Source organism: Elusimicrobiota bacterium (assembly GCA_040757695.1).
In the GTDB taxonomy this organism is placed as follows: Bacteria; Elusimicrobiota; UBA8919; order UBA8919; family UBA8919; genus JBFLWK01.
This window is the reverse complement of sequence record JBFLWK010000028.1, coordinates 1-24,839: the sequence shown is the minus strand read 5'-3', so window position 1 is coordinate 24,839 and position 24,839 is coordinate 1. Positions and strand designations below refer to the sequence as shown.

At 37.9% G+C, this 24,839-nt stretch carries 29 protein-coding genes and 1 pseudogene; 3 read left to right on the top strand and 27 right to left on the bottom strand.

Annotated features, from left to right (window positions below; genetic code table 11):
- Positions 1-92: 92 nt before the first annotated feature.
- From AB1349_06700 to AB1349_06640, 13 genes and pseudogenes are all read right to left on the bottom strand, one after another.
- On the bottom strand, positions 93-524 hold the full coding sequence (locus AB1349_06700; protein ID MEW6557026.1) for a hypothetical protein: 432 nt from the start codon (positions 522-524) through the stop codon (positions 93-95).
- Between the two features lie 435 nt (positions 525-959).
- Positions 960-1,376, bottom strand: a complete 417-nt coding sequence (locus tag AB1349_06695; GenBank protein ID MEW6557025.1) for a 4Fe-4S dicluster domain-containing protein — start codon at positions 1,374-1,376, stop codon at positions 960-962.
- A 107-nt stretch (positions 1,377-1,483) separates the two neighbouring features.
- Positions 1,484-2,704 (bottom strand): homocysteine biosynthesis protein, encoded by a 1,221-nt coding sequence (locus AB1349_06690; protein ID MEW6557024.1) that lies wholly within the window; start codon positions 2,702-2,704, stop codon positions 1,484-1,486.
- Positions 2,705-2,735: 31 nt separating this feature from the next.
- Entirely contained in the window at positions 2,736-3,653 is a 918-nt protein-coding gene (cysK, locus tag AB1349_06685; GenBank protein ID MEW6557023.1) for a cysteine synthase A, read from the bottom strand.
- Positions 3,650-4,069 (bottom strand): F0F1 ATP synthase subunit epsilon, encoded by a 420-nt coding sequence (locus AB1349_06680; protein ID MEW6557022.1) that lies wholly within the window; start codon positions 4,067-4,069, stop codon positions 3,650-3,652. Before AB1349_06680 ends, cysK begins: the two co-directional genes overlap by 4 nt.
- A gap of 93 nt (positions 4,070-4,162) precedes the next feature.
- Positions 4,163-5,581, bottom strand: a complete 1,419-nt coding sequence (atpD, locus tag AB1349_06675) for a F0F1 ATP synthase subunit beta (protein MEW6557021.1) — start codon at positions 5,579-5,581, stop codon at positions 4,163-4,165.
- Positions 5,582-5,669: 88 nt separating this feature from the next.
- Positions 5,670-6,542: an ATP synthase F1 subunit gamma gene (gene atpG, locus AB1349_06670; GenBank protein ID MEW6557020.1), complete on the bottom strand. Its 873-nt coding sequence runs from the start codon at positions 6,540-6,542 to the stop codon at positions 5,670-5,672.
- Positions 6,543-6,750: 208 nt separating this feature from the next.
- Positions 6,751-8,265: a F0F1 ATP synthase subunit alpha gene (gene atpA, locus AB1349_06665; GenBank protein ID MEW6557019.1), complete on the bottom strand. Its 1,515-nt coding sequence runs from the start codon at positions 8,263-8,265 to the stop codon at positions 6,751-6,753.
- Positions 8,262-8,798 (bottom strand): ATP synthase F1 subunit delta, encoded by a 537-nt coding sequence (gene atpH / locus AB1349_06660; GenBank protein MEW6557018.1) that lies wholly within the window; start codon positions 8,796-8,798, stop codon positions 8,262-8,264. Before atpH ends, atpA begins: the two co-directional genes overlap by 4 nt.
- Positions 8,795-9,289 (bottom strand): F0F1 ATP synthase subunit B, encoded by a 495-nt coding sequence (atpF, locus tag AB1349_06655; GenBank protein MEW6557017.1) that lies wholly within the window; start codon positions 9,287-9,289, stop codon positions 8,795-8,797. The genes atpH and atpF overlap by 4 nt, the downstream gene beginning before the upstream one ends.
- Before the next feature lie 143 nt (positions 9,290-9,432).
- The gene (locus tag AB1349_06650; protein ID MEW6557016.1) at positions 9,433-9,852 is read right to left on the bottom strand and encodes an ATP synthase F0 subunit C; all 420 of its coding nucleotides are present in this window, start codon (positions 9,850-9,852) and stop codon (positions 9,433-9,435) included.
- A 12-nt stretch (positions 9,853-9,864) separates the two neighbouring features.
- On the bottom strand, positions 9,865-10,590 hold the full coding sequence (gene atpB / locus AB1349_06645; GenBank protein MEW6557015.1) for a F0F1 ATP synthase subunit A: 726 nt from the start codon (positions 10,588-10,590) through the stop codon (positions 9,865-9,867).
- Positions 10,591-10,786: 196 nt separating this feature from the next.
- Positions 10,787-10,915 (bottom strand): annotated as a pseudogene (locus tag AB1349_06640) (hypothetical protein).
- 259 nt (positions 10,916-11,174) lie between these two features.
- On the opposite strand from AB1349_06640, the gene AB1349_06635 reads away from it, so the two are divergent.
- Positions 11,175-11,474: a hypothetical protein gene (locus AB1349_06635; protein MEW6557014.1), complete on the top strand. Its 300-nt coding sequence runs from the start codon at positions 11,175-11,177 to the stop codon at positions 11,472-11,474.
- Here AB1349_06635 and AB1349_06630 read toward each other — a convergent pair.
- The 7 genes from AB1349_06630 to AB1349_06600 form a co-directional block, all read right to left on the bottom strand.
- Positions 11,466-11,669, bottom strand: a complete 204-nt coding sequence (locus AB1349_06630) for an AtpZ/AtpI family protein (GenBank protein ID MEW6557013.1) — start codon at positions 11,667-11,669, stop codon at positions 11,466-11,468. The genes AB1349_06635 and AB1349_06630 overlap by 9 nt on opposite strands.
- A gap of 15 nt (positions 11,670-11,684) precedes the next feature.
- Positions 11,685-12,692 (bottom strand): OmpA family protein, encoded by a 1,008-nt coding sequence (locus tag AB1349_06625; protein MEW6557012.1) that lies wholly within the window; start codon positions 12,690-12,692, stop codon positions 11,685-11,687.
- Position 12,693: 1 nt separating this feature from the next.
- Positions 12,694-13,506, bottom strand: coding sequence for a MotA/TolQ/ExbB proton channel family protein (locus tag AB1349_06620; GenBank protein MEW6557011.1), 813 nt, complete (start codon positions 13,504-13,506; stop codon positions 12,694-12,696).
- Between the two features lie 3 nt (positions 13,507-13,509).
- Complete coding sequence (locus AB1349_06615; GenBank protein MEW6557010.1) at positions 13,510-14,427, bottom strand: hypothetical protein; 918 nt, start codon at positions 14,425-14,427, stop codon at positions 13,510-13,512.
- Positions 14,390-15,472, bottom strand: coding sequence for a hypothetical protein (locus AB1349_06610; protein ID MEW6557009.1), 1,083 nt, complete (start codon positions 15,470-15,472; stop codon positions 14,390-14,392). The genes AB1349_06615 and AB1349_06610 overlap by 38 nt, the downstream gene beginning before the upstream one ends.
- Positions 15,454-17,373 carry a FliG C-terminal domain-containing protein gene (locus AB1349_06605; protein ID MEW6557008.1) on the bottom strand — a complete coding sequence of 640 codons (1,920 nt, stop codon included), beginning with the start codon at positions 17,371-17,373 and terminating at the stop codon, positions 15,454-15,456. Before AB1349_06605 ends, AB1349_06610 begins: the two co-directional genes overlap by 19 nt.
- A gap of 130 nt (positions 17,374-17,503) precedes the next feature.
- Complete coding sequence (locus tag AB1349_06600) at positions 17,504-17,980, bottom strand: CsgG/HfaB family protein (protein MEW6557007.1); 477 nt, start codon at positions 17,978-17,980, stop codon at positions 17,504-17,506.
- A 209-nt stretch (positions 17,981-18,189) separates the two neighbouring features.
- On the opposite strand from AB1349_06600, the gene AB1349_06595 reads away from it, so the two are divergent.
- Complete coding sequence (locus tag AB1349_06595; protein ID MEW6557006.1) at positions 18,190-18,405, top strand: hypothetical protein; 216 nt, start codon at positions 18,190-18,192, stop codon at positions 18,403-18,405.
- Complete coding sequence (locus AB1349_06590; GenBank protein MEW6557005.1) at positions 18,392-18,652, top strand: type II toxin-antitoxin system mRNA interferase toxin, RelE/StbE family; 261 nt, start codon at positions 18,392-18,394, stop codon at positions 18,650-18,652. Before AB1349_06595 ends, AB1349_06590 begins: the two co-directional genes overlap by 14 nt.
- 86 nt (positions 18,653-18,738) lie before the next feature.
- On the opposite strand, the gene AB1349_06585 is transcribed toward AB1349_06590, so the two are convergent.
- The 7 genes from AB1349_06585 to ilvB form a co-directional block, all read right to left on the bottom strand.
- Positions 18,739-19,248, bottom strand: coding sequence for a tail fiber domain-containing protein (locus AB1349_06585; GenBank protein ID MEW6557004.1), 510 nt, complete (start codon positions 19,246-19,248; stop codon positions 18,739-18,741).
- Complete coding sequence (locus AB1349_06580) at positions 19,226-19,591, bottom strand: hypothetical protein (GenBank protein MEW6557003.1); 366 nt, start codon at positions 19,589-19,591, stop codon at positions 19,226-19,228. Before AB1349_06580 ends, AB1349_06585 begins: the two co-directional genes overlap by 23 nt.
- A gap of 10 nt (positions 19,592-19,601) precedes the next feature.
- Positions 19,602-19,847, bottom strand: coding sequence for a hypothetical protein (locus tag AB1349_06575; GenBank protein MEW6557002.1), 246 nt, complete (start codon positions 19,845-19,847; stop codon positions 19,602-19,604).
- A gap of 96 nt (positions 19,848-19,943) precedes the next feature.
- On the bottom strand, positions 19,944-21,368 hold the full coding sequence (locus AB1349_06570; protein ID MEW6557001.1) for a hypothetical protein: 1,425 nt from the start codon (positions 21,366-21,368) through the stop codon (positions 19,944-19,946).
- A 251-nt stretch (positions 21,369-21,619) separates the two neighbouring features.
- Positions 21,620-22,225, bottom strand: coding sequence for a penicillin-binding protein activator LpoB (gene lpoB, locus AB1349_06565; protein ID MEW6557000.1), 606 nt, complete (start codon positions 22,223-22,225; stop codon positions 21,620-21,622).
- A 44-nt stretch (positions 22,226-22,269) separates the two neighbouring features.
- The gene (gene ilvN / locus AB1349_06560) at positions 22,270-22,746 is read right to left on the bottom strand and encodes an acetolactate synthase small subunit (GenBank protein ID MEW6556999.1); all 477 of its coding nucleotides are present in this window, start codon (positions 22,744-22,746) and stop codon (positions 22,270-22,272) included.
- Positions 22,747-22,788: 42 nt separating this feature from the next.
- Positions 22,789-24,522, bottom strand: a complete 1,734-nt coding sequence (ilvB, locus tag AB1349_06555; GenBank protein ID MEW6556998.1) for a biosynthetic-type acetolactate synthase large subunit — start codon at positions 24,520-24,522, stop codon at positions 22,789-22,791.
- Positions 24,523-24,839: the final 317 nt, after the last annotated feature.

Genomic DNA, 24,839 nt, shown 5'->3' with positions numbered 1-24,839 from the left:
GCTTTCACGTCAATTTTTTATAGGTTCCTTTATAATATGTCTCAGCATTTATTAGCAAGCGTGTCTGATGAATCAGACCACCCTATTTCTCATTAGAGAAATGGGAAATTTGCCAAACTACAGTCAGTAATTTTGGCTGTTCGCTGGTCTATTAGTTCCCAGAGCCTGGCTGCTCGTTCATCTATTTTAGCTGTTCGTTCATATGTTTTAGCTATTTCATCATCTATTTTGGCTATTCGTTCATCTATCTTAGCTATTCGTTCATCTATCTTAGATGTTCGTTCATCTATCTTAGCTGTTCGTTCATCCATCTTAGCTGTTCGTTCATCCATCTTAGCGAGCAACTCATTGGTTTCTCGCCTGCCTTCTTCTATCATCTGCTGGGTTCTTTTATTCCCTTCTTCTATCATTCTCTTTGCACGTTCATCTTCTTTTTCTATCATTTTGTTTGTTTGCCGAGAAAGAATAGAATTTTGGAGAAGCACAAATAATCCTAAAATTAAGCCAAAAGCTATTATTTCCATATATCCCCCGTTTTGTATCACTATATAAAAAATTGTTTTAGTTTGTCAAGAGGCCGTAAAAAATTCCTGTGTTTTGTAGCGTCCCATTTTATATGGGACGAGACGACCGATACCTGCCCGCCCACTCCCCGAACTGTCAGTAAACAGGCTCATGGCAGGCGGGTAAAATCGGTCGCTACATTTATTTCAATCCTGTAAATCCTGTCAGAGTCTTTTATTTTTGCCGACTGTCGTGCCAAAGGCAGATCCGCCTTGGCGGAAAGTCGGGTATAAATCTTTTTTTACTCTCCACTTTAGTGGGCTTGTTTATTTTTTCTGTGTTCTCAGTGGCAATCCTTTCAATTCCAGATACAATAAATTAGCCCGAACAAGTTCGGGACTCCAATAGGGGCAATTCATGAATTGCCCCTACTTGGAATGACAGCCTAGACACTTTTAGAAATGGAGTTCCATTGCTTGTAGTGGGCATGCAGGGATACAGAGTTCACAGGCGATACATTTCTTATCATCAAAAACTATTTTTCTTGCTGGAGTTGATTTTTTATCAACTATGAATGCGAATGTCGGGCAGATTGTTACGCAGGCACCACAATGTGTACATTTTTCCTCATCACGGGTTACATCTTTGCTTAACGGCTGAATTAAGATACCCAAACTTTCAAGATATTTTATGCCGTTTTTATAGTTGTCAGCAGTACCTTTAAGTTCCATCACAAGCAGTCCTTCTTCATCCGGCATAATAACCGCTTTCAGGATATTGAATTCCAAATTGTAGTCTTTAACAAGTTTGTAGATTACTGGTTTATCACCAAGTTGTTTTGGGAATTTTAATACAATTTTTTTTGATGTCATAGTCGCTTCGCTCCTTATATCACGAATATAAACCGAATGTTAACCGAATATAACCGAATAATTATTTCAGGCTCAATTATTTTCATATTCGGTTATATTCGGTGCTTTTATTCGGTTAATATTCGTTCTTTTAATAGTTTACAGGTCAACTCGGTTTCACTACCTGGCAGTTTCTCTACTGGTTCTGTTAATAAAAACCTGCCTTCTTTCAGCCATTCTTTCAGGATATTTGCAATCTCAACTGCTTTATAGTAAGACGAAAGCGATGCGGTTGGCACTTTTACCAAGCCCGTTTTGCCTTGCAGTTCTATCTCGCCTGATTTCAATTGGGCATAATTTACTTCACCTAAAGAGCCGGCAAGTACTTCAGGATAATTTTTGCTGTAGTCAACAACCTGTGTAAAAATTTCGGTATCTTTGATTGCTGTGAATTTCGCTATTTCTTCGTCTAAAACAGGTATCGGGATACCGATGCCGATGGTAAGTGTGACGCCGTAGCCAAGCATACTGGTTCCACGAAGCCATTTATGGCTCATCTGTTTTAAGTCGCCAATTACCGCAATAGTTCCTGCAGGCGCTTGCGGGATACCATTATGTTTTCGTTTTACCGTCGGGTTATGTTGAGTACCCTGCCAGGCGATAAAACCAACGCCACCGCCTAAAAATATTTTTGTACCAATACCGATTGTTCTGTAATACGGGTCTTTTAATAGCGGTGAAAGTTGACCTGCAGAGCAGTATGTAGCATTACCGAGATTGGGCTTCAAGACACCCATATATGTATAGATTGTTTTATCAGATAAATTAACTCCGCAGTTATAGTTCTGGTAACAATTTCTGATATTGAACAGCACCGCTTCATTGACATCTTTGATATTGATAAATGTTTCCAATTTTTTACGAGGATAGCAATCAGTTCCATATCCTTTAGCAACCAATTTTATATCTTTACCTTTTACAAACTCTTCTATTACATGACCACCGCCGTATATGAATCTACCCGGGTGATACTTATTGCGTGGGTCGTCGGGCGGCAGTGCGGTCGCACCAAGTGAGATATCAACCGCAGCATAGCCGGTGTATGCAGGAACATCGTTTAAGAAACATTCACCTGCACTGAGTTTGATACGCGGTTTGGAATGCCCGATATTTATATAAATACCTGATGAACACATCGGCCCGAAAGTACCGGTTGTTACAACATCTACTTTCTGTGCAGCTTTTTTGATACCTTCTTTTTCTACAAGGTCAATCATTTCTTCTGCATTAAGAATTACCGCTTCGCCGTTTTTAAGTTTCTCGTTAATTTCTGTAATTGTTTTCATAATAACATCAGTGATTTATTTTTGTCACTGCCTCCTACTCAAATAGTGCTGTTGATATATATCGTTCTGCGGTATCCGGTAGAATCACAACAACCAATTTGTTTTTAGTTTCTGCCCGTTTTGCAACTCGCAGCGCTGCAGAAACAGCCGCACCTGACGAAATACCAGCTAACAATCCTTCTTCTTTTATCAACATCTTTGCTGTAGAAATTGCTTCAGCATTTGTAACCTTTATTATCTCATCAATAATTTTTCGGTTAAGCACTTCTGGAATAAATCCCGCACCAATACCTTGTATTTTATGTGAGCCGGCTTTTTCACCGGATAAAACTGCTGAATCGGATGGCTCTACTGCGATAATTTTTACAGATGGTTTCCGTTTTTTTAATATCTCGCCAACACCTGTAAGCGTACCACCTGTGCCGACACCAGCAACAAAAATATCTATTTTACCATCAGTATCATTCCAGATTTCTTCCGCAGTTGTTTTACGATGCATCTCAGGGTTTGCAGGATTTTTGAACTGCTGCGGGATAAACGCATTCTCTTTCCTGGCAAGTTCTTCGGCTTTTTTTACAGCACCTGCCATACCTTCGTTACCAGAGGTTAAAACAATTTCGCAACCGAACGATTTTAATAATGCCTGTCGTTCAACTGACATTGTATCAGGCATTGTAAGTATAAGATGATAACCTTTCACCGCACAAGCAAACGCAAGTGCGATACCGGTATTGCCTGATGTTGGCTCAATAATTACCTGACCTTTTTTTAATGCCTTTCTTTTTTCAGCATCGTTGAGCATTGCAATACCGATTCGGTCTTTTATTGATGAACACGGATTATAAAACTCCAGTTTTGCCACTACTTCTGCATAACAATCCTGTATGAGTTTATTCAGACGAACCAATGGTGTATTCCCAATCAATTCAATTACATCTTTTGCTATTTTCATTGTTTTCGTTGTTTTCTTTTTTGCAGGTCAGATACAACTTTGAGTCGGGTAAGCGCTTTTTGTAAGGATAGTTGTGTCTGTATTAAATCTTCATCTGAAATTTTTAGTTTCTGTTCGGCTCGCTGTTTAGCAAGTTTTACTCGTTCAATATCTATTTCTTCAGCTGATTCTGCGGTTTCACACAAAACCACAACATTTTTTGGATGAATCTCTGCAAACCCGCCTGATATAGCAAATAATTCTGTATTTTCACTATTTTTTATTCTAAGCTCGCCTGGGGTCAGCATTGCTAAATAATCAATATGCCCGGGTAGAACACCGAGTTCACCTTTTGCTGCTGGCACAACCAGAAACTCAACATCTTTTTTATATGCGACTTTTTCAGGTGTGATAATTTCAAGTATGAATGTTTTCATATTAAGACACGCGAATTATCGCTAATCAAACGCTAATAATCGCGAATATCTGCGTTACATTCGCGACCATTTGCGTTGTTTCATTATTTGCGTTTATTCGCGTTCCTTTATTTCATCTATAGAGCCTATCATATAAAATAATTGTTCAGACACAGTATCGTGTTTGCCGTCTATAATTTCTTTGAAGCCACGGATTGTTTCTTTCAATGACACATATCTGCCTTTTGTGCCTGTGAACTCTTCAGCAACAAAAAACGGCTGGGATAAGAATTTCTGTATTTTTCGGGCACGAGCAACGATTATTTTATCTTCGTCTGATAGTTCGTCAACACCTAAAATCGCAATAATATCCTGCAGGTCCTTGTAGCGCTGCAAAATTTTCTGGACATTTCTTGCAGTATTGTAATGTTCTTCGCCGACGATTTTCGGGTCAAGTATTTTTGATGATGAATCCAGCGGGTCAACTGCAGGATAGATACCGAGTTCTACAATCTGGCGAGAAAGCACTGTGGAAGCATCCAGATGCGAAAATGTTGCAGCAACACCGGGGTCGGTTAAATCATCTGCAGGCACATAGATTGCCTGAACTGATGTGATAGAGCCCTGTTTTGTAGATGTGATTCGTTCTTGAAGCAGTGCCATTTCCGTCTGTAAAGTTGGCTGGTAGCCAACTGCAGAAGGCATTCTGCCTAACAGTGCAGATACCTCGCTACCTGCTAATACATATCTGAATATATTATCAATAAACAGCAGCACATCCTGTCCTTCTGTATCTCTGAAATACTCCGCCTGAGTTAAAGCGGTAAGCCCTACACGGAATCGTGCACCTGGTGGTTCATTCATCTGCCCGAATACAAGCACTGCTTTATCTATAACTTTAGAGCGTTTCATTTCAAACCATAAATCGTTCCCTTCGCGGCTTCGTTCTCCAACACCGCCGAATACCGAGACACCACCGTGATGTGTTGCGACATTATGTATAAGTTCCATTATGATAACTGTTTTACCGACACCCGCACCACCAAAAAGTCCAACCTTGCCACCTTTCTGGTATGGTTCTAACAGGTCTATTACTTTGATACCGGTTTCAAAAATTTCAGGTGTAGTTTTTTGTTGAATGAGTGCTGGTGGTGGCGTATGGACTTCTCTGTAAGTATCTGATTTGAGTGCGCCTAAATGGTCAATTGATGTTCCCAAAATATTCATTACGCGTCCCAGGCAGGTTCTACCTACGGGCACCTTGATTGGTGTTTCTGTATCTATTGCGTCCATACCTCTTGATAGACCGTCTGTTGGTGAAAGCGAGATACATCTAACAACGCTATCGCCTATATGTGCGGAAACCTCTAAAGTAATTTCTTTTCTAATACGGGATTCTTCGCCCGATAAATCTGGGTCAGAATGACGCTTCGTGTCAATTTTTATTGCATTAAAAATTTTGGGCAGATTTTGTTTAGAAAATTCGCAATCAACGACAGGACCAATTATCTGAATAACTTTTCCTTTATTCACATCACACTTCCTCTTTTACTCGCCCAGCTCATTTATTCTACGCCACTTCAGTGGCGGTTAAACCGACGCTAAAGCATCGTAGAATTTTCTACCAAACTTCCGCTGCAGATACTATTTCTGTTAGTTCTTTTGTTATCTGTTGTTGACGGACTTTATTAAGTTGTAAAATTAGACCGTCTATCAGTTCGGCTGCATTCTGGGTTGCATTTTCCATCGCATTTCGTCTGAATGCCAACTCTGATGTATATGCAGAAAGCAAGATTCTATAGATTTCTGATTTGATATATCTGTGTAATAATGTATCAATCAGTTTTTCTTTAGCAGGTTCATAAATATAATCAAATTCATCTCGTTCTGTTTCTATCACACTTTTTTCTATTGGCAGGAGTTGTTTTACAACGACATTCTGTATAAATAATGATTTGAATTCAGTATAAACTATTGAGAAGTTATACAGGTTATTTTTTAAGAATGATTTCAGAATTTCGTCCGCGATAATTTCTGATTGAACTGCCGAGAAACTCTTGAAAATGTCAAAATACTCGTGGCTGATTGTAATTCTACTATCACTGAGTTTTCTCAGCCAATCTTTTCCTTTTTTACCGAGCACAAACAACTCAAAATTTTTATTTTTATTAGATTGGACAACTTCAACCATTTTTCTTAAGATATTGGTATTATACGAGCCACAGAGTCCTTTCTCAGATGTAATCACTAACAAGCCTTGTTTATCTTGATGCCCATAGTCAAAAAACGGATGTTCTATATCTATATTCCCTCCCCTTTTTTTGAATAAGTTAAAAAGCAGTTCTTGAATTTTTTGTGAGTATGGTTTTGCAGAAACAATATTTTTTTGTGCTTTTATGAATCTTGCCTCTGAAATCATTTTAAGCGCCTTTGTTGTCTTTTGTATCGCTTTTGTAGAACCGATTTTTCGTCTAATATCCCGTAATGTTGCCATTGGTATTCTAATGCCTAGGAATTTCAATGTAGCCGTGAACTTGGTAGACGGCAATTAATTGCCGTCTACTTACGGTGATTGAAAATCACCGACTACAATTTATGTTTGTAGTTACTCCGACTTGTCGGAGCCTAACTTGTTTTTACTCCCCTTTTATTCCCCACTTTAGTGGGCTTGTTTGTTTTTACCGACTGAAGTTCTTATACCGTTACCTTCTTGTTTGCGCTTTATATTCTTTTATTGCGTTCTTTATTTTATTGTTGAGTTCTTCAGAGATTTCTCTTTTATCTTTTAACTCGTTCAGTATTTCAGGATAGTTCTGCTTAAAATGTTCCAATAAATCCCTTTCAAACTTTTTAATATCTTCTACTACAATTTCATCAATATATCCGAGAATACCGCTTGCTATAATAATTATCTGTTTTTCAACTGGCAAAGGTTCATACTGGTTTTGTTTCAGCAGTTCAACCATTCGTTTGCCGCGTTCCAGTTGTGCTTTTGTAGATTTATCCAGTTCTGACGAGAATTGTGCAAATGTTGCAAGTTCGTTATACTGTGCAATATCCAGCCGCAAACGTCCTGCAACCTGTTTCATTGCTTTTATCTGTGCATTCCCGCCAACACGCGAGACAGACAACCCGACATTTATTGCAGGTCGGATTCCAGAGTAAAACAGTCCGCTTTCTAAATAAATTTGGCCGTCGGTAATAGATATGACATTTGTCGGGATATATGCTGAAATATCGCCGGCTTGTGTTTCTATTATGGGAAGTGCAGTAAGTGAACCGCCGCCGTTTTCGTCTGAAAGTTTACAGGCACGTTCTAAAAGTCGGGAATGCAGATAAAAAACATCGCCTGGATATGCTTCTCTACCAGGTGGGCGTCTCAAAAGTAATGAAAGTTGTCTGTATGCTTGCGCATGTTTTGATAAATCATCGTAGATAACAAGCGCATCTTTGCCTTGCCACATAAACTCTTCTGCAATTGCGCAGCCACTATAAGGTGCGATATAGAGCAGTGGTGCAGGGTCAGCCGCAGAAGCAGATACAAGTATTGTGTAGTCATCTGCACCGTATTTTTTCAGTATCTCAAAAACTGTTGCGATTGTTGATTGTTTCTGCCCGATTGCGACATAGATGCAGATAGGTCTATTTTTTTCATTTTTTTGGTTGATTATTGTATCAATCGCAATTGCTGTTTTGCCAATCTGTCTATCGCCAATAATCAATTCTCGTTGTCCGCGACCTATTGGAATCATAGAATCAATCGCTTTTATACCCGTTTGTAAAGGCACTTTTACAGGCTGACGTTCTGCAATACCTGGCGCAACAACCTCTATCGGTCTTTTTTTAGCACATTTCGGGTTATCTCTACCATCAAGTGAGTTACCTAACGGGTCTATGAGCCGACCAATAAGTTCCTCACCAACTGGTACTTCCATTATTCGCTTGGTTCGTTTTACAATATCGCCCTGTTGAAGCAGTTTCTCATCACCAAATAAGATACAGCCAACCTCTTCTTCTTCAAGATTTACCGCCATACCAAAGATATTATTGGGAAATTCTACCAGTTCGTTAACACAAACATTTTCTAATCCCTGTAGTCGTGCAATTCCGTCACCGACTGAAACGATGATACCTGTTTCAGAAATTGTAACATCTTTAGTTTTTTTAAATGATGCGATTTTTTCTTTTAATATCTCTGTGATTTCTACTGCTTTCATTTCAGAAATTCCTGACTTATTGAGTTTATTTTCGCTCTTATACTGCCATCAATTACTAAATTCTCGCCTTCACCTGCTTTTATTATAACTCCACCAAGCACTGATTTATCTATCTTCTGTGTTATCAGAATATTTTTATCTGTAAGTTGGACAAGCATATTTTTTATTCTTTCTAATACTGGTTTTTCAAGTTGGAATGCTGAAATAATTGTTGCTGGCAGAATGTTTTTTGACCGCCAGATTAACTGCTGATATTTTTCGTGAATATATGGCAGAAGATGAATCTGCCGTCTATGAATAAGAATGAATAACAGGTTTAAAAGTATTTCTGGCAACTCCTGAAAACTATTTTTTATCAAATCTGTTTTTGCCGTATTATCAACAAACGGGTTGGCAAAAAAACTATATACATCCTCTTTATCAAAAAGCGTGGCTATTTTGTCCAATGACCTGTTAATTTTGTCTATCTGGTTTGTTTCAGTAGCCAACTGAAACAATGCTTTTGCATATTTTGTTGAATCCTGTTTTCTCATTGTTTTATTTCTGATGACAACTCAGCCAAAAATTGGTCTATTATCTGTATCTGTATATCTGTATCAATTGTTTTTTCTAAAATTTTTTCAGCAATAGATATTGCTACTGGCACTATTTCTCGTCTTAACTCAAGTTTGACCGTTTCTTTTTCCTGTTCAATTTGTTTTTTGGCAAGTTCAAGAATCTTTTTTGCCTCGTTGCTTGCAGCCTGTATCAATTTTTGTTTTTGTTCGTCAGCTGAAACAGCTGATTGCTTAATCAATTCCTGCGCTTTTTTATCAATATCTGCGAGCATTTTTTCATATTCTGTTTTAAGTTTTGCGGTTTCCAGTTTCATGTTTTCGCTATCTGAAATATTTTTTGCGATCTCGTTTTTTCGTTTTGCTAAAATATCAACAAGCGGTTTCCATGCGATTTTCCATAATATAAAAACAGCCAATAGAAAAGTAACAACCTGAACAAGTATAATATAGATATCAAATTGTAACATAAAAATTCACGAATAACACATCACGAATGATATCACGAATTAACACGAACGAGATTGCTTCGGCTTCGCCTCGTAATGACATCTTGCAGTTATTTGTGCCTTGTTCGGGATGTTTGCTGTTATTCGTGCGATTCTATTCGTGATTATTGGACAAAGTATTTTGTAAACGGGTTGGCAAACAGCAGTATGATGCTGATAAAAAGCACATACAGAACCAGTGATTCAATAAATGCAAGCCCGATAATCATTGAAAGTTGCAACTGCCCGCCTGCTTCCGGCTGACGAGCGATACCTTCAAGCGCCTTTCTGATAGCGAGCATCTGCATAATAGCGCCTACTATTCCCATTGCTACAAGCCCGAGTGCAGCAATCATAACCGATTTTGTAAAAAAATCGGCTGCACCTTGTTGTAAAACAACCGCAGATGTTTCCGCTATTTGCTCCTCTGCAAAAATAACCGAAGGTAGAAAGGTAGAAAGGTAGAAAGGTAGAAGGATATACCGTTTCCAACTTCTTGCTTCTTGCTTCTTGCTTCTTGCTTCCATAACTTCCATAACTTCCATAACTCCCCCTTTTCAATGTTCCGACTTCACAGCACCTGCAATATATATCATGCTTAAAATCAGAAATATCAATGCCTGAATAAATCCGACCAAAATCGCCAGAATGATTATAACCGGTCTTAAAAACAGTGGCATTATCAAAATCGTTTTGGAAACCCCAGGCAGCAAAAAAAATGTAATCACCAATCCACCTAATACACCTAATAGCGTTTCTTTTGCGAATACATTACAAAACAAACGCAAAGATAATGAAAACGGACGAACAAACTGGCTAATCAGTTCAATAAAAAAAATCAGGATATTGACGGGCATCATCCATAATGGCAATCCAGGTATAACAAACTTTTTAATATATCCGAGTTTATGTTTTGCAACACCTTGTATATTATAGTAAATGAAAATGGTAAGTGCAAGTGCGACTGGGATATTCAAATTTGAGGTTGGTGAAATCATACCCGGAATAACACCTAATACATTAGCAACAAAAATGAACAGAAAGACGCCTAAAAATAGCGGATAAAATCGTTTTGCTTCAGCACCTATTACAGTATCTGCTAGATTGAACACCCATTCAAAAACGGTTTCTACAAAATTCTGCAGTCCTTTTGGAATAATTGATATTTTTGTGACGGCTAATATAGACAAAACAAAAATTATACACCAGGCAATCAAAGCCATCAAAATTGCTGTCGGAATATATGGTATATGAAATTCTACCGCTTCTTTAACAATCTGCATCTTTTCGCTTCGCTCACCGAGAATAAATTCTCGGCTACATTGTGGTGTGATGCTGCAACCACAGACACGGAGATTAAAATCTCCGTGTGGTCTTGCATCTTATTGCCTCAACACATATCATAAACATCGGGATTGCGAACCCGGCTAAAAGTGCGATAACATTCGCGTTTAATTTTAACAAAATATAAAATAATATTATGATAATTGCGAACTTAATAATTGTTCTAACAAAGTATTTCTGTAGATTAAGATTTTTAGTTGTAAAAAAAATCGCTAATATATTTAAGAGTCCCAAAATAACGCCACCTACAAGCCCAAGTGTGATTGTTCTATTTTGGAAAATAACAGATATTACTACTGCAACAATTACCGTCTCAAGTATAATTATTTTTTTGGAAATTTTTTTATCCCCTTCGCTTCGCTCACCGAGAATGAATTCTCGGCTACATTGTGGTTTGATGCTTCGGGCATAACCATCCCGAATAAATTCGGGATATGCCCTCGCATCATTTTTTTATTCTTTTTATTTTTCTGCTTGACAAAATTCATATTTTTTGTTATAATTATTTGTAGGAGGTAATGTTATGCCAAATGTATATGAACAGGTAAAACAGGCGCTACAGGATATTGTTGCACCTGAGATAAAAGCATTACAGGTAGAAATTAGGCGGCTTGATGAAAAAATTGATTCAGTCCACAGTGCAGTCAATTCCGTTCGCAGTGAATTACTATCAGAAATAAGACGAGTGGATGAAAGAATTAATGCATTGGATGAAAGAATTAATGCATTGGATGAAAAAATTGAAACAGGGCTTGAATTCAGAGAAAGATTTGCTGCGCTTGAAGCGAAAGTTGCCGCATTAGCCGCTTCCAGTTCACGATAATTTTTCATTTTTTATTTCTTTGAAAACGGAATAAATCCCGCTTGCCATTCCTATTGCCGTAAAAATTATTGTGAATACAGGATGTGTCTTAAAAATTCTATCTAAAAAAATTCCAATCCCCAACCCAACAATAACTGACAGAAGAAAAACAAATCCAAAAGATGCTGCAGAAACCAGATTGTAGATATTTTTCATTCTATATCTATATTGTTAATTTTTCTTTTTTTTACTTTTAGCAGCCTTTACAGGTCGGCTAGATTGGCTTTGTGATAATAATTTTTTTGCTCGTTCAATATTTGTTTTTGATTGCTGGTGTTCTGGATTTAACTCCAGTACTTTCTGCCAGTTCTCAATCGCCTGTTTGTAGTTACCTTTTTTGAATGCATCCTGCCCAAGCATAAAATACTTTTTCATTAGTTCCTTTTTATCATCTTGAATAGTTGATGCTGGCACAGCAGGTTTTTCAACAGGTTTAGTTGCTGGTTTCTGGTCTGTAATAACGCTTACTTGAGGTTTTGAGAGTGGGGGGGAGGGAGTTGAAGATTCTATTTCTTTTCGTTCTGCTTTTACAAGATACGAGTCCGGTGTTATGACAACCACCACCCGTCTGTTTTCTGGCTGGCCTGAACTCTGGTCAGTTTCAAGTTTGATTGGCTGAGTATCCGCATAACCGATAGATTCAAATCTTCGGCTGTTTAATCCGTTATTAGTAAAAAATTTTACAACACTAGCAGCTCTTGCGGACGACAATTCCCAGTTAGATGGATACATTGCACTTCTAATAGGTAGCGAATCTGTATGCCCTTCAATAGAAATTTTTCGTTCTGCAATTTCTTTATAATTCAACAGACCTGATATTTTGGATAGTACCGGGAATGCTGCGTCTCGTAAATCTGCTTTACCCAAATCAAACAACAGTTTATCTTTAAAACTTATCTCTACACCTTTTGATGTTAGTTTAACATTAACCTGCTGTTGTAAATTTTCTGCATTGATAGATTCCTGTACCATTTCTGCAAGTTGTTTCATTGTTATTCTATCACTTTTAGCGAAATACTGTGTTAGCATTTCTAATTTTACTTTGTCCAGAGTTGATAGAGACAGCAGAACTGCGAAGAATGCAAACAACAGCGTTACCATATCAGAGTAAGATAACAGCCATGCATCGCCTTCATCTTCTTGTTTTTTGTGTAAATCAACAAAACTTGGTAATGCCATTTTACGGTTTTTCTTCTTTTAGTTTGAGTAATTTTTCGCGTTGACGCGGCGGGACATAACCTGATAACTGGTCTCTGATATATATCGGATGCTGTTTTTTCAGAATATACATAACGCCTTCTATTTCCATTTTACCAATCCGAAAGTTAAGTTCTGCTTGATGTTGAACTTTGTTACCCATCGGATTGAATATAAGATGTGCCAGTATCAAGCCATAGAATGTAGTTATTAGTGCAAGTGCTAGAAAGGGACCGATTTTATCCGGCGATTCACTCATTATCCGTAACATAAAAATTAGTCCAACAAGTGTTCCAACCATACCGAACGCAGGTGCTGTTCTGCCCATTGTTCTGAAAACATAATAGTCAATCATCTCCCGATCATATCTTCGTTGAACACTCAATTCCAGAAATTGCATTATTTCTTCCGGCTTATAGCCGTTGATAGCCATATTTATTCCATCTCGGATTAAGTTTTCAGATTTATATGTTTTCAGTTTTTCTTCCAATCCGGGTATACTTTTTTGGATATTTATCTGGCTGAATTCACAAATTTCGTCAATCACTTTGATAAAATTGAACTCTCTACGGGTAAAGACAACAAAAAATGCTATGAATCCACGAACCAGATGTGACATCGGATGCGCGACAAGTGTGGCTGCGATAGTGCCACCCATAACAAGTAGAAAAGATGGCAGATTGATGTACATATCCCCGACTGATTTGATTTTACTCGGGTCTTGCGTAGAAACACCAATAATAGACCAAACCATCAAGCCGACACCAATAATAATCCCGAAAATTGTAGTTGGCATTTTTTACCTTTTTTTATATCTGTCAAGCGCTGCTTTTACTTCCTCCATATCAGGGTTCAACTGTAATGCGGTCTGCCATGATTCTACCGCTTTGTCCGTCTGACCTATTGTAAAATAGATTGAACCTGCAAGCGCATAGCCTAATGCGGTTTCCTGTTTTGCTAACGATTTCTGAACCGCATCTAATGCTGGTTTGTATTTTTTTGCATAATAAAACTTTTGTGCTTGATGTAAATCATTTATAACTTCTTCGTTAACTGCTGACTGCTGTGATTTTGATGTTTCTGCCTCAATAGATTTTTTAACATAATTTGCTACCCTTGTTGATTCTGTTGGTGCTTCTTTTTGTCGTGCAACATCAAGGTTCATATCTACATAACTGGGGTCAAGCACAAGTTCCATTTCCTCACCACCTTCTTTAACTTTTAGTTTCATATACTGCTGCATAGCCGCATCCTTTTGGGCTGGTGGCTCCTCTGAAGTTTCAGAAGTCGTCTCTTCTGTCTCTTCTGTTTCTTCTTGCTCTGTTTCTGTTTCATCAGCACTTTTTTCAACTTTTTTCTTATCGCGGGTTAGCTGCTTTAGCTGATTAGCAAGTTTTTCAACTTTTTTAGTTAGTTCGGATATCTGCTGTTCTGTTGCGGTAGTTAAACTGCTTACTGCTACAGAAAGGTCTACTGCTACAGAAAGGTCTTGATATTGACTCTCTAATGATTTCATTTTATCGTTAAGCGAATTGTACTTGCTGAGTAATTGTGATGCTGATTCTTTCAGGATATCTAATGTCTTTCCGTATTCGTCTAATTTTTTTAATATCGTTTGCTGGTCAGTAGATTCAGTTTTTTCCTGCGCGCCAATTTTTACAGAACTAACAATAAAAATACTAAGGCATATAATTAAACCGTAATAACGATATTTCATACGATAAACTCCCTGCTTTTATGTTGCTGGTTTTACCAACTGCGATGTTTGTTACAGGCACGATTGAGATACCAGCAGCAACTGAAACATTTTTTGTGATATCGGACTCTAATCTTAATCCGAATACAGTGAGTCCTGTTGTTCCCATACCGGAACCAAAAATTTTACCCGCACTTATCTCTGTTGCTAACCAATCCCGTCTGAGTCCTTCTTTAGTATCTACCGGGATAAGCGAAACCCTTACTCCAAGCCGACCAAAAATACCCAGAGGACCTAGTTTTTTAGAAGAAACCATTGTCACAGTAGATGTAGAGGCACCACTGTAAAGACAGAGAAATCCAGCAGTTATTGTGAATCTCGTTTTTTCGCCTGCGGTTGTTTTCTGCGAGATTCTTAAATCTGTCGTATAATAATTTGCATACTGCGGAACGGACATACCAGTAGTAGCGGTTTCACCAAGTTGTATGCCTGAAATTCCAAACCCCCAATCTACACCTGTAAGTTTAGGTTTTGGTGGTTCCAGTTCCAGTTTTGTTAAATCAGCGACACATTTAACTTCTTCACTCCAAGCAATCGCCATTGAGTCCGCCTCAAATATCCGCAAATTCAGATACACATTATTTGCAGTAACAAATAGTTCGCCTTCTAAAAAACCATCCAATTTAAGTTTCTGCGATATTTCTTTTATTTCATCAGTTGTTTGAAAGCCGGTTGTAAAACTGATACTATCTTTTTTAGAAACAACTTTTAACGGTTTTACTTCAGGTGTATAAACTAATATCGGTTTCGTAAGTTGAAGAAATGCGGACTCTATCTTGCCTTGAATCTGTCTGAATAATGGCGGTGAAACATTCCGTCTGTCTACTTTAAGTGAATAGAATGCAATTCGTCTGATTTCGGGTTTAAGTTTGGCAATTTTTTCCGGTAAACCTTTCAGAGATATATCCACCATATCTAAAATACTATCATCTGTTATTTCGGCAACAGATACACAAGCAAACAAAATACATATCAGATAAGAAATCGCTAGTTTTCTATAAAACATTTTTTGAAATCAATTTTACCAAGTTTTGCTAATTCACGTATTTTCTGAGTAATAAGCCGCCGTGCAGCTTGAACTTCGTCAACTGATATTTCACCTGCTTCCTCAAGTGCTTTCAGCCCATCGCTTACTATAATTTTTGTTCGTGTCGGCAAATTATTTAACAGTTTATTTTTTAATTCCGGTGTTGAATTAGTCAGCGACTTTGTAATTATATCTCTATCAATTCCCCTGAGGATTTCTGACAGCACTTTATCCGGCAACCGAACGAGTTGGTCAAAGGTAATGTATATCTTACGAAGTTCTTCGGCAAGTGAGATATCATGCTCAGCAATTGTTGTAAGTATTTCCTGCTCTTTTTCAGGCGATGAATTGTCTAAAATATTCACCAATGCATCTATCCCATCAGTTGTTACATATTTAATTTTTTCTACTTCTAATGCTTTCCTGGCAAGTTTATCCGCAATATCACTGTACGCTGAAACAGGTATCTTCTTGAGTTTACCCATTTCAACCGGTAATTTTAACTGTTTTTCTGATGGTAAATCTTTGAGTATAGAATTGGTAATTTCCGGTGGAACCTGCGCTAATACTATTGCTATAATACTTACAGGCTCATCTTTGATAATATGAAATATCTGTTCTGGCGTGAGTTGTTTTAAAAACTGAAACATATCCGCTTGCCCACTACCAGTTTTTTCTGCTTTTACGGATTGTTCTTTCTGATATTCTTCTCTAAATTTTTTGAATGTTTCTATCAGTCCTTCTTTGTCTATTGATACCATTTGATTCATCGCAAATTCAACTTTAGATGCGATATCCTGACCGAGATGTTCTGAAAGAAGTTCTATAAGTTTCGGGTCAGTCGCTTTCAAAAAGCCAGCAATCTGATATATTCCACCTTCTTTATCAACTTCAACCCATCTCTTAAAAATTTCACTTGCTAATTCAGGATTACCAATGAGTGTGGTTACCATCAGTTGTCTTAATTCGTAAAAAATATCTTTTCTATCTTGTGAGAGGGAGGATGGTTCAGATTTAGTGCCTAATGGTAATTCTAACGGCTGCTTCTCTGATGGTGTTGTGCCTTCCGGCAGGGGGGGTAGCCGAGCGGTATCCATTTGACTTCTCATTGGGAGGGGGGGGAGTCGTAAGCCATATGATGGGTGTGGGAACATTCCTTCGGCTGCCTTTTTCGTTTTTATTATGTTTATTACCTGTAGCAGTATAATTACAAAAAGTAAAAGTGCTAAAACTGTACCACCAAAATACAAATACGGATATATTTCAGTTATTGGACTTTTAGGCTCTTTTGCTGGTATTTCTTCTTTTACAATACCTGCTGATTCAACTGGCGGTGGGAAAGACAAAACCTTTACGGTAAGTGTATCACCACGGGTTTCATCCAGTCCTGCACGAGTTTTTACGATTGTTTTTACAAACTCAATATCTTTTGCCAAAAAAATTTTCTCATCTAATAAAACGGTTAATTCTATATATTTGATTTTGAACCTATCTGAAAATACCCATTGGTCAATAATAAATCGGTCAACCTCGCCACTACCACTTACCGATGGTGAAACCGGTAGTCCGGGTAGTGCTACTTCTTCCTCGTCGTAAATCCCCCCTCCTGCCGATTCACCTGTTTTTGCCGATTTCTCTTTTATCGGAATTCGTTCAAGATGAGATTTTACATTTACTATAAAGCTACCTTTTTTGTAATAATTGTTTAGAAGTTCTTCTATCTGAGATTGTATTCGGTCTGAAACAGCGTTTTCTCGGCGGGTTAGTTCCAAATCCGGCTGTTCTTGAAGTAACTGGCTTTTAAGGAGTTGAAGTGATGATGTACACAACAGCAATAACAAACAAACCGCTAACTTGAACTTAACAGTATTTTTAGCCATATAATTTTATTATACCAAAAAATCTCATTTTGTCAAGCACTTTTTTAATTATTATAACAAAATTTTACAAAAATAGCAATAAAAAAAAATCTAGCTAGGTTTACTTCTGTGATATAATGAAAAGGGTTGTCTATTCTGTTTTGATAAACAGGCGGGTGAGTAGTGCCTTGACGCAATATTCCGCGGGTTCAGGAGCAAGCACTGCGAGTGTTTCACGGTCTGTATAAACAATTTTGCCTGATTCTATATCTGTTATCTGAACTGTTATTAGATACTTATCACCAAGTTTGCCGAAATTGCCTGTTAGAATATAATTCACATTCAGTAGTTTTCCTATCTGAACTATGCATTCTGAGGTTGTGCAACCTGTTTGCTGAAAACCCTGCTCTGCTAAGATTCTGTCCATATTGTTTCTATCAAGTAGATTGAACTGCTCATTTTTGAGTATTTCTTTCCTGAAAAATGTGGATAAGAACACCGCATCTGAAACTGCGACAGGTGAGATTGCGCGTAAATCTACTACTGCAAAATTTATTTTACCGGTATCATCTCGCTTGAATACCAGTTTGGTTTCTTTTTCATATAGTGATATTGTTGAAAAAGTCAATTTACCACAGAGTTCACAGAGAAAACAGAATTCTTAATTCTCAATTCTTAATCCTGCGATTTTCTCTCCGTGTTCTCCGTGTCTTTGTAGTGAGGTTTTTCAACGGTCTTATATTCCTTAATCTCCTAATCTCTCAATCTCTTAATCTCTCTGGTTAACCTCTTGACAAAATTATTCTTTTTTGGTATACTATTTTTAGAGGTGATATTATGAAAACGATTACCCATCTTGACAAACCAATTAAAATCGCCACTCCGCTTACATTGATATCTCAACAAGAATATGATTCCATGGTTGAGACATTGGAAATTTTAAGCGATAAAAAGATTCTTTCTCGTATAGAATCTGCAGTTCAAAATATCCGTAAAGGAAAAATATTTTCTCATAAACAGGTTTTTAGACACAATCCGAATGACAAAATATAAACTTGCCTATTCTCCAGAAGCAAAAGAAAGTATTGAAAACCTTCCTTGTAATCTCAAAAATATTGCAGAACGAATTCTGATAAATATCTCTGAAAATCCGTTCGGAGGCACCAAACTTATTGGTAAACTTCGTGGACTTTATTCTGCACGAGTTACCAGACGATACCGTATTATCTACCATATCAACACTTCTTCTAATACAATTTTTATAATTGATGTAATTCATCGGAAAGAGTCATATCGTTAACATTTTATTGGACCTGTCCCTTTTTCCTCATTATTGCGTTTACCAAAACCGCATGTAACAGGTAGACGGCAATTAATTGCCGTCTACTACTTTTTGTTGAGCCGACTCTCCAGCTCTTCTATCTTCTTTTGCTGCTCCTTGACCGCTTCTACCAATACCGCCACCAAATGGTCATAATTCAGTGACTTTGCATCTTTTCCGTTTTCCTCATAATCAACCACTTCTGGAATAATTTTTCCAACATCTTCTGCTATAAGTCCAATATCGTGTTTCTGTGTTTCTTTCCAGTCAAAAGAGACACCTTGCAACTGATTGATTTTGTCTAATGCCGCAGAAATGGGTTTTATGTTCGTCTTCCATCTTTTTGATGACCTCGGAGTCCATGCATCTGCAAGTGTTGTTCCACCTACTTTTACCTCTAATGTAGCAGAAGGTGCTGTCGTCCCGATGCCGACATTGCCGCTGTTATAGTAGATGTTACTTCCAGAAGTTGTCCATTGGCTTGAGCTACCTGTGCCTGTGTCATCAACACCATCTGCGAATCCGGCAGGAACATTTTTTAATTTCGTCCAATCAACAGGATTTCCTGAATGCATTTATTGTTCCTGCGACTGAAAAATCTGTGCTATGCAAACCGTCAACCATATCCGCGTTTATTGCATAGCCGGAAGCAGCAAGTCGCTGACGGGGCGTCATTTCCGTATCACTGCCTACCTTCACACCAAGCCAGTAACTTTTATCAAATGCGATATTCAGCGCTGAAAAACTACCGATTGTAACATCAAACAAGCCATTCGTAACTGAAACCGAAGTATGTGTTTCAGGACACCAGATTGTGTTACCAGCAGTTGCAGAATCGTAAATTGTGAACTGGATAGAGTAACTACCGCTTAATGGATTACCCTGCGTGTCCGTCAGGCGGCCTTGATAGTTCAGCACTTTCGGTATTTCAGCGTAAACGGCAGGTAGAAAGGTAGAAAGGTAGAAAGGTAGAAGGAAAACAAAAAACCAGTTCAACAAACAAGCACGCCAAGAGCGTGCCTACAAAATATATTTTAGATATTTGGGCGAATAAATTCGCCACTACAAATTCTTCCAATGTTTTTTCAATAACATCCGCCACTGCTCTGGCGGGTTCGTCTTGCAGTTTGGGTCTCAATATCTCGTAGATTTTTAATGTGTTCACGATCGCCATTTTATCACCTCTTTCAGTTTTTTGTTTTCGCTTTTAGTATAACATAAAGTCAGCATTCTGTCAAGTAGTTTTTGTATGTTCCCAAATTTTTTTATTTTACTTTGCGGTGCGGATTGTGATAAATGTTTTTTTACCGGGTTTTATGTTTATATTTTCAATATTTTTTTCATCAATAATAAATCCGTTTTTATCTTCAAAAGTTAATTTAATACTATGGCTGCCTTGGGGTAATAAAATTTTTGCTATTCTTATCTGGTCTGGTAGCGACCGCCAACTCCGTTTATCAGCGGTTTCTGTCGCGGTTGCTGCTACTGAAAGTGTTTTCTTGGCAAGCCAGCCTACAACTGCATCGCCTGATTTTTTTTCTACTGCTTGTGAGATTTTGCGTGCCAGTACAAATTTTATTGCTGCTCGGGCGATAGTTCGTGCATGAATAGCTGTGTTTCTGCTTTCAAGACTTTTTTCTGCAATCGCACCGATATTTTCAACCAGAGTGCCTGATTTCTCAACATCAGAATTTTCTTGCTTCACAATAAAATTGCTGATTCTATATGGTGAGGAAACATATTTGGGGAAAGCCATCCGAACCTGCTCAGATGATAGTATATTTCTTGCGATTGCTCTTGCCTGTTCAACCTGTGCTTCTTCTTCACCTTTGGGTTGTACCTGACCTACATAAATCCATGCTTTGCCAAAACTTATTTCAAAAAAATTATCTATTTTGTAAGGTGAAATACCATTGTAATGAATCACTACAAGTTCGCCTTCATCAGCCGATATTTTTTTAATCTCGCTGCTTGATACATTCCATTTTTTTTCTATCTCTTTTATTTCATCTGTAAATCCAAGTTTCTGTGCACATCTTAAAGTATCGTTCACAAGTTCAGCAGGTACAGAAACATTAAACATAGCACCGTATTGTTGATATGACTGAAGCGCCTTATAGTAAGAGATGTAAGCATCGTTGTATTCTTTCTGGTTTTCATAAATCATACCCATAAGATAGCGAGCGAACGGGTCTTCTTTGTAGACATTTTTAATCCCGTAATTAACTTCCAGTGTTTTCAAGAAATGGTCAACCTGCTTGGCTTCAACAATTGCATCCGATTCTTTTTTAAGATAAATATAATTCAAGGCACAGAAAATATGAATCAATGCACGCTCAAAGTCCTCACCATAATACGGCCGAGTATTATCGCTAACAAGCAATGTTGATGCTTCTGTTGTGATACTTTTTGTAAAATAATCTTTAGCAATAGTTTTCGCTTTCTCAAAACAGAGATTACTTTCTTCGTACTTGCCACTTAAATGAAGCAGATATCCTTTATCAAGATAATAAAGTAGCGCATTTTTTTCGTCATAATTTTTAGTTTTTGAACGTTCTGCTAAATCTGCAGCATCTGAAAACCTGCTTGCGACTATAAGATTATTCAGGTTCTTATAATATGCAGTTGGCGTAGCGCAGGCAATAATAATGCAACAAACGAATAAATAAAACATAATTCGTTTTTTTGATAACATATATTTAAACCGAACAAAACTTCGGCATGAGTAAGCAGTCAGATGCTCAGCCAAGCCATTCGGGTCCTCCAATATAGGAACTTCGTGTTTGTTTATAGAGCAAATGCTCTATAACTTTTCTCGTCAGTAATTAGAGCATTTGCTCTATAATGGAGTGATAATAGGTAAACAGTTCAATTTTTGTAGTTGGCGACTTTTAGTCGCCGTAAAGGAACGTGAACTAAAAGTTCACGGCTACTTTCTTCCTTTTTTTACAATTTTGTGCGGGCGCGTTTAACGAATTTTTTTATCTTTTTCTGGCCTATCCATGTCTTCTCGTTTGTTTCTAAATCAACGAGTTCAAGTTCAACCTGATAATACTTGACTGCTTTACCAGCTGCTTCATCCATTATGGAATTTATCTGGCCTTTGAGCATGAAATCAGCACCGACTTCTTTACCGAATTCTTTTGCAGTAACAGCATCAGTAAACCCTAGCTGCTGCTCTTTTCTTTCTTCTCTTACTTCTGCTCTTTCTTCTTTTGAAGCAACAAATTTCACTCTACCTGAGTTGATTAACTCTCGTTCAAGATCTTTTACAAATGTCTGAGTATTGATATGCTCATGACTTCTATTCAACACAGTTCCAACTATAACGCATGGTTTGGTATGCTTTTTTGCTTCAAATTCACTAACCCATGGTCTTGAAAGCACATCCTTTACCATCTCCGCAGAGACAAGTTGAGAGTCAGTATCATTCCAGTCGCCACTTAAATCAATCTGCTCTTCAACTTCGGTTCTTCTAACCTTTGGTGCAGTCGCACAGGATGTTAATCCTAAAACGAACAATGCCATCACAACAACAATGTAAGCGTTCATCAAACCCACCTCCTTTCTATCTCCAATCTCCAATCTGCCGTATTTCAGCCCCCTCGTGCCATTGCGATAATACCGGTTCTTGCCATCTCTTTCACGCCAAATGGTTTCAGCATATTGACAAGTGCTTGGATTTTATCTTCATCACCGGTCATTTCTACAATTACTGCATTCGCTGAGACATCTATTATTTTAGCACGGAAAATATCTACAATCTGCAAAATCTCATTTCTTGTGTTTTTATCCGCTTTTACTTTTATAAGCACAAGGTCGCGTTCTATATGGTCAACATTCATAAAATCGTTAAGTTTAATGACATCAACAAGTTTGTTGAGTTGTTTTTCAACCTGCTCAAGGATTTTTTCATCACCTCTGACGACGATTGTCATCCGTGAAGTCGTTGGATCGTCCGTTTCACCAACTGCGAGCGAGTCAATGTTGTAACCACGCGCAGCAAAAAGTGTAGCAATCCGTGCCAGAACACCGGGTTTGTTTTCAACCAAAACCGAAATCGTGTGTTTCATTTTCCCTCCAAAAACTAAAAAATTTCTATTAAAAAGTATTTCCTATGCCAAAGAAGTGATGATTTCATCAAGTGCCTTGCCGGCGGGCACCATTGGCAGTACATTCTCCTCTTCTTCAACGATAAAATCCATCATAACCACTTTATCAATTTTCAGTGCCTTAACAAGTGTGTTTTCCACTTCTTCTTTTTTCGTGATTCTCAATCCCACTGCTCCGTAACTTTCTGCAAGTTTAACAAAATCCGGAACCATCAAAGCGGGTCTTTTAGCAGATGCATCTTCAGGCAGACAGCCGTTCGGTTTTGTAAGACACACTGCGGAATATCTTCGTTTATAAAAAAGTTCCTGCCACTGCCGAACCATACCGAGATGCGCATTGTTTAATATAACAATTTTTACATTCACATTATTCAAAACCGCAGTTGCCAGTTCCTGTATATTCATCTGGATAGAGCCATCGCCGGCAATATCAATAACTGTTTTTTGCGGGTTTGCAATTTTAGCACCGATTGCTGCAGGGAAACCATAACCCATTGTGCCGAGTCCACCGCTTGACAGAAAATGTCTTGGATATTTTGCTTTGTAAAACTGTGCCGCCCACATCTGGTTCTGTCCGACTTCTGTGACGACAATTGCCTCGCCTTTTGTAATTTCCGAAATTTTGTCAATCACATACTGAGGACGGAGTTTATTATCTTTTTTATATGAGAATGGATTGGTTTTTTGCCAGTCAGCGATTTTTTTTAACCACTCTTTATTATTTTTTTTCTTCAGATGTTTCAGAAGTTCAATAATTACATTTTTAGCATCACCCACGGCGGGTATATCAACTGAAACATTTTTAGAAATGGAAGTCGGGTCAATATCAATATGGATAATCCCCCCCTTTGCCTTTGGCGCAAATGCAGATAGTTTGCCTGTCACTCTATCATCAAACCGTGCACCGATTGCAATAATCAAATCGCAATTCTGGAATGCAAGGTTTGCAGCATAATTGCCATGCATACCAGGCATAGAAAGATTCAACGGATGCTCAGGCGGGAAACTGCCTATTGCAAGAAGTGTTGTTGTAACAGGCGTATGAATCTTTTCTGCAAGTTTCAATAATTCAGGCGAAGCATTGGAAGAAATAATCCCACCACCGACATATAAAAGTGGTTGTTTTGATGAGTTTATAAGTTCAGCGGCTTTTTTTATCTGGCCGATATGACCTGTATAAACCGGTTTGTATGACCGAATTTCTATTTCTTCCGGATATGAAAATTCACAAATTGCTCGCTGAACATCCACCGGAATATCAACAAGCACCGGACCGGGTCTACCTGTTTTTGCAATATAAAATGCTTCACGGATTGTTCTTGCGAGTTCCTTGACATCCTTGACCAAAAAATTATGTTTTGTCACAGGTCTTGTGATACCTGTTGTATCCGCTTCTTGAAATGCATCGTTACCAATAAGATGTGTTGCAACCTGTCCTGTGAATGCAACCACAGGTATTGAATCCATATAAGCGGTTGCAAGTGCGGTTGTAAGATTTGTGGCACCCGGACCACTGGTTGCGATGCAAACACCAACATCGCCGGTTGAACGAGCATATCCATCCGCCATATGTCCAGCACCTTGTTCATGCCGTGTTAAAACGAATCTAATTTTTTCCCGTGCTTCGTAGATTTTGTCAAAAATAGGCAGCACCGCACCACCGGGTATTCCGAACAGTATCTTCACATTTTCTTTTAATAAACACTCCACAAAAATTTCAGAACCTGTTTTTAGCATAACTGTATCTCCTTTATTTTTTTCAATTGTAGAACATTATACAAAAAAAATAAAAAAATTGCAAATAAAAAAAGTAGTCGGCATTTAAATGCCGACTACTTTTCTAATTCTGACAGGATTTACAGGATAAAAATCAGAAGTTAAAATCCTGTTAATCCCGTCAAAGTTAAAACATTTTATCCAATTGTGCTATTTCACCAAACTGGTTAATTTCCTTGCTAACTCGTCAACAGTTGCTTCTATTCCGCCAAGTGTAGCGGATTTGCCTTTATCCGCATATTCTACTTTGCTGGTTTCTACATCTACAAGCCGAATAT

Coding starts and splice junctions, on each gene's coding strand:
- AB1349_06700 (MEW6557026.1), bottom strand. CDS start 524: ATGGAAATAATAGCTTTTGGCTTAATTTTAGGATTATTTGTGCTTCTC.
- AB1349_06695 (MEW6557025.1), bottom strand. CDS start 1,376: ATGACATCAAAAAAAATTGTATTAAAATTCCCAAAACAACTTGGTGAT.
- cysK (MEW6557023.1), bottom strand. CDS start 3,653: ATGAAAATAGCAAAAGATGTAATTGAATTGATTGGGAATACACCATTG.
- AB1349_06680 (MEW6557022.1), bottom strand. CDS start 4,069: ATGAAAACATTCATACTTGAAATTATCACACCTGAAAAAGTCGCATAT.
- atpG (MEW6557020.1), bottom strand. CDS start 6,542: ATGGCAACATTACGGGATATTAGACGAAAAATCGGTTCTACAAAAGCG.
- atpA (MEW6557019.1), bottom strand. CDS start 8,265: ATGAAAGCAGTAGAAATCACAGAGATATTAAAAGAAAAAATCGCATCA.
- atpH (MEW6557018.1), bottom strand. CDS start 8,798: ATGAGAAAACAGGATTCAACAAAATATGCAAAAGCATTGTTTCAGTTG.
- atpF (MEW6557017.1), bottom strand. CDS start 9,289: ATGTTACAATTTGATATCTATATTATACTTGTTCAGGTTGTTACTTTT.
- AB1349_06650 (MEW6557016.1), bottom strand. CDS start 9,852: ATGGAAGTTATGGAAGTTATGGAAGCAAGAAGCAAGAAGCAAGAAGCA.
- atpB (MEW6557015.1), bottom strand. CDS start 10,590: ATGCAGATTGTTAAAGAAGCGGTAGAATTTCATATACCATATATTCCG.
- AB1349_06635 (MEW6557014.1), top strand. CDS start 11,175: ATGCCAAATGTATATGAACAGGTAAAACAGGCGCTACAGGATATTGTT.
- AB1349_06630 (MEW6557013.1), bottom strand. CDS start 11,669: ATGAAAAATATCTACAATCTGGTTTCTGCAGCATCTTTTGGATTTGTT.
- AB1349_06625 (MEW6557012.1), bottom strand. CDS start 12,692: ATGGCATTACCAAGTTTTGTTGATTTACACAAAAAACAAGAAGATGAA.
- AB1349_06620 (MEW6557011.1), bottom strand. CDS start 13,506: ATGCCAACTACAATTTTCGGGATTATTATTGGTGTCGGCTTGATGGTT.
- AB1349_06615 (MEW6557010.1), bottom strand. CDS start 14,427: ATGAAATATCGTTATTACGGTTTAATTATATGCCTTAGTATTTTTATT.
- AB1349_06610 (MEW6557009.1), bottom strand. CDS start 15,472: ATGTTTTATAGAAAACTAGCGATTTCTTATCTGATATGTATTTTGTTT.
- AB1349_06605 (MEW6557008.1), bottom strand. CDS start 17,373: ATGGCTAAAAATACTGTTAAGTTCAAGTTAGCGGTTTGTTTGTTATTG.
- AB1349_06595 (MEW6557006.1), top strand. CDS start 18,190: ATGAAAACGATTACCCATCTTGACAAACCAATTAAAATCGCCACTCCG.
- AB1349_06590 (MEW6557005.1), top strand. CDS start 18,392: ATGACAAAATATAAACTTGCCTATTCTCCAGAAGCAAAAGAAAGTATT.
- AB1349_06585 (MEW6557004.1), bottom strand. CDS start 19,248: ATGCATTCAGGAAATCCTGTTGATTGGACGAAATTAAAAAATGTTCCT.
- AB1349_06575 (MEW6557002.1), bottom strand. CDS start 19,847: ATGGCGATCGTGAACACATTAAAAATCTACGAGATATTGAGACCCAAA.
- AB1349_06570 (MEW6557001.1), bottom strand. CDS start 21,368: ATGTTATCAAAAAAACGAATTATGTTTTATTTATTCGTTTGTTGCATT.
- lpoB (MEW6557000.1), bottom strand. CDS start 22,225: ATGAACGCTTACATTGTTGTTGTGATGGCATTGTTCGTTTTAGGATTA.
- ilvN (MEW6556999.1), bottom strand. CDS start 22,746: ATGAAACACACGATTTCGGTTTTGGTTGAAAACAAACCCGGTGTTCTG.
- ilvB (MEW6556998.1), bottom strand. CDS start 24,522: ATGCTAAAAACAGGTTCTGAAATTTTTGTGGAGTGTTTATTAAAAGAA.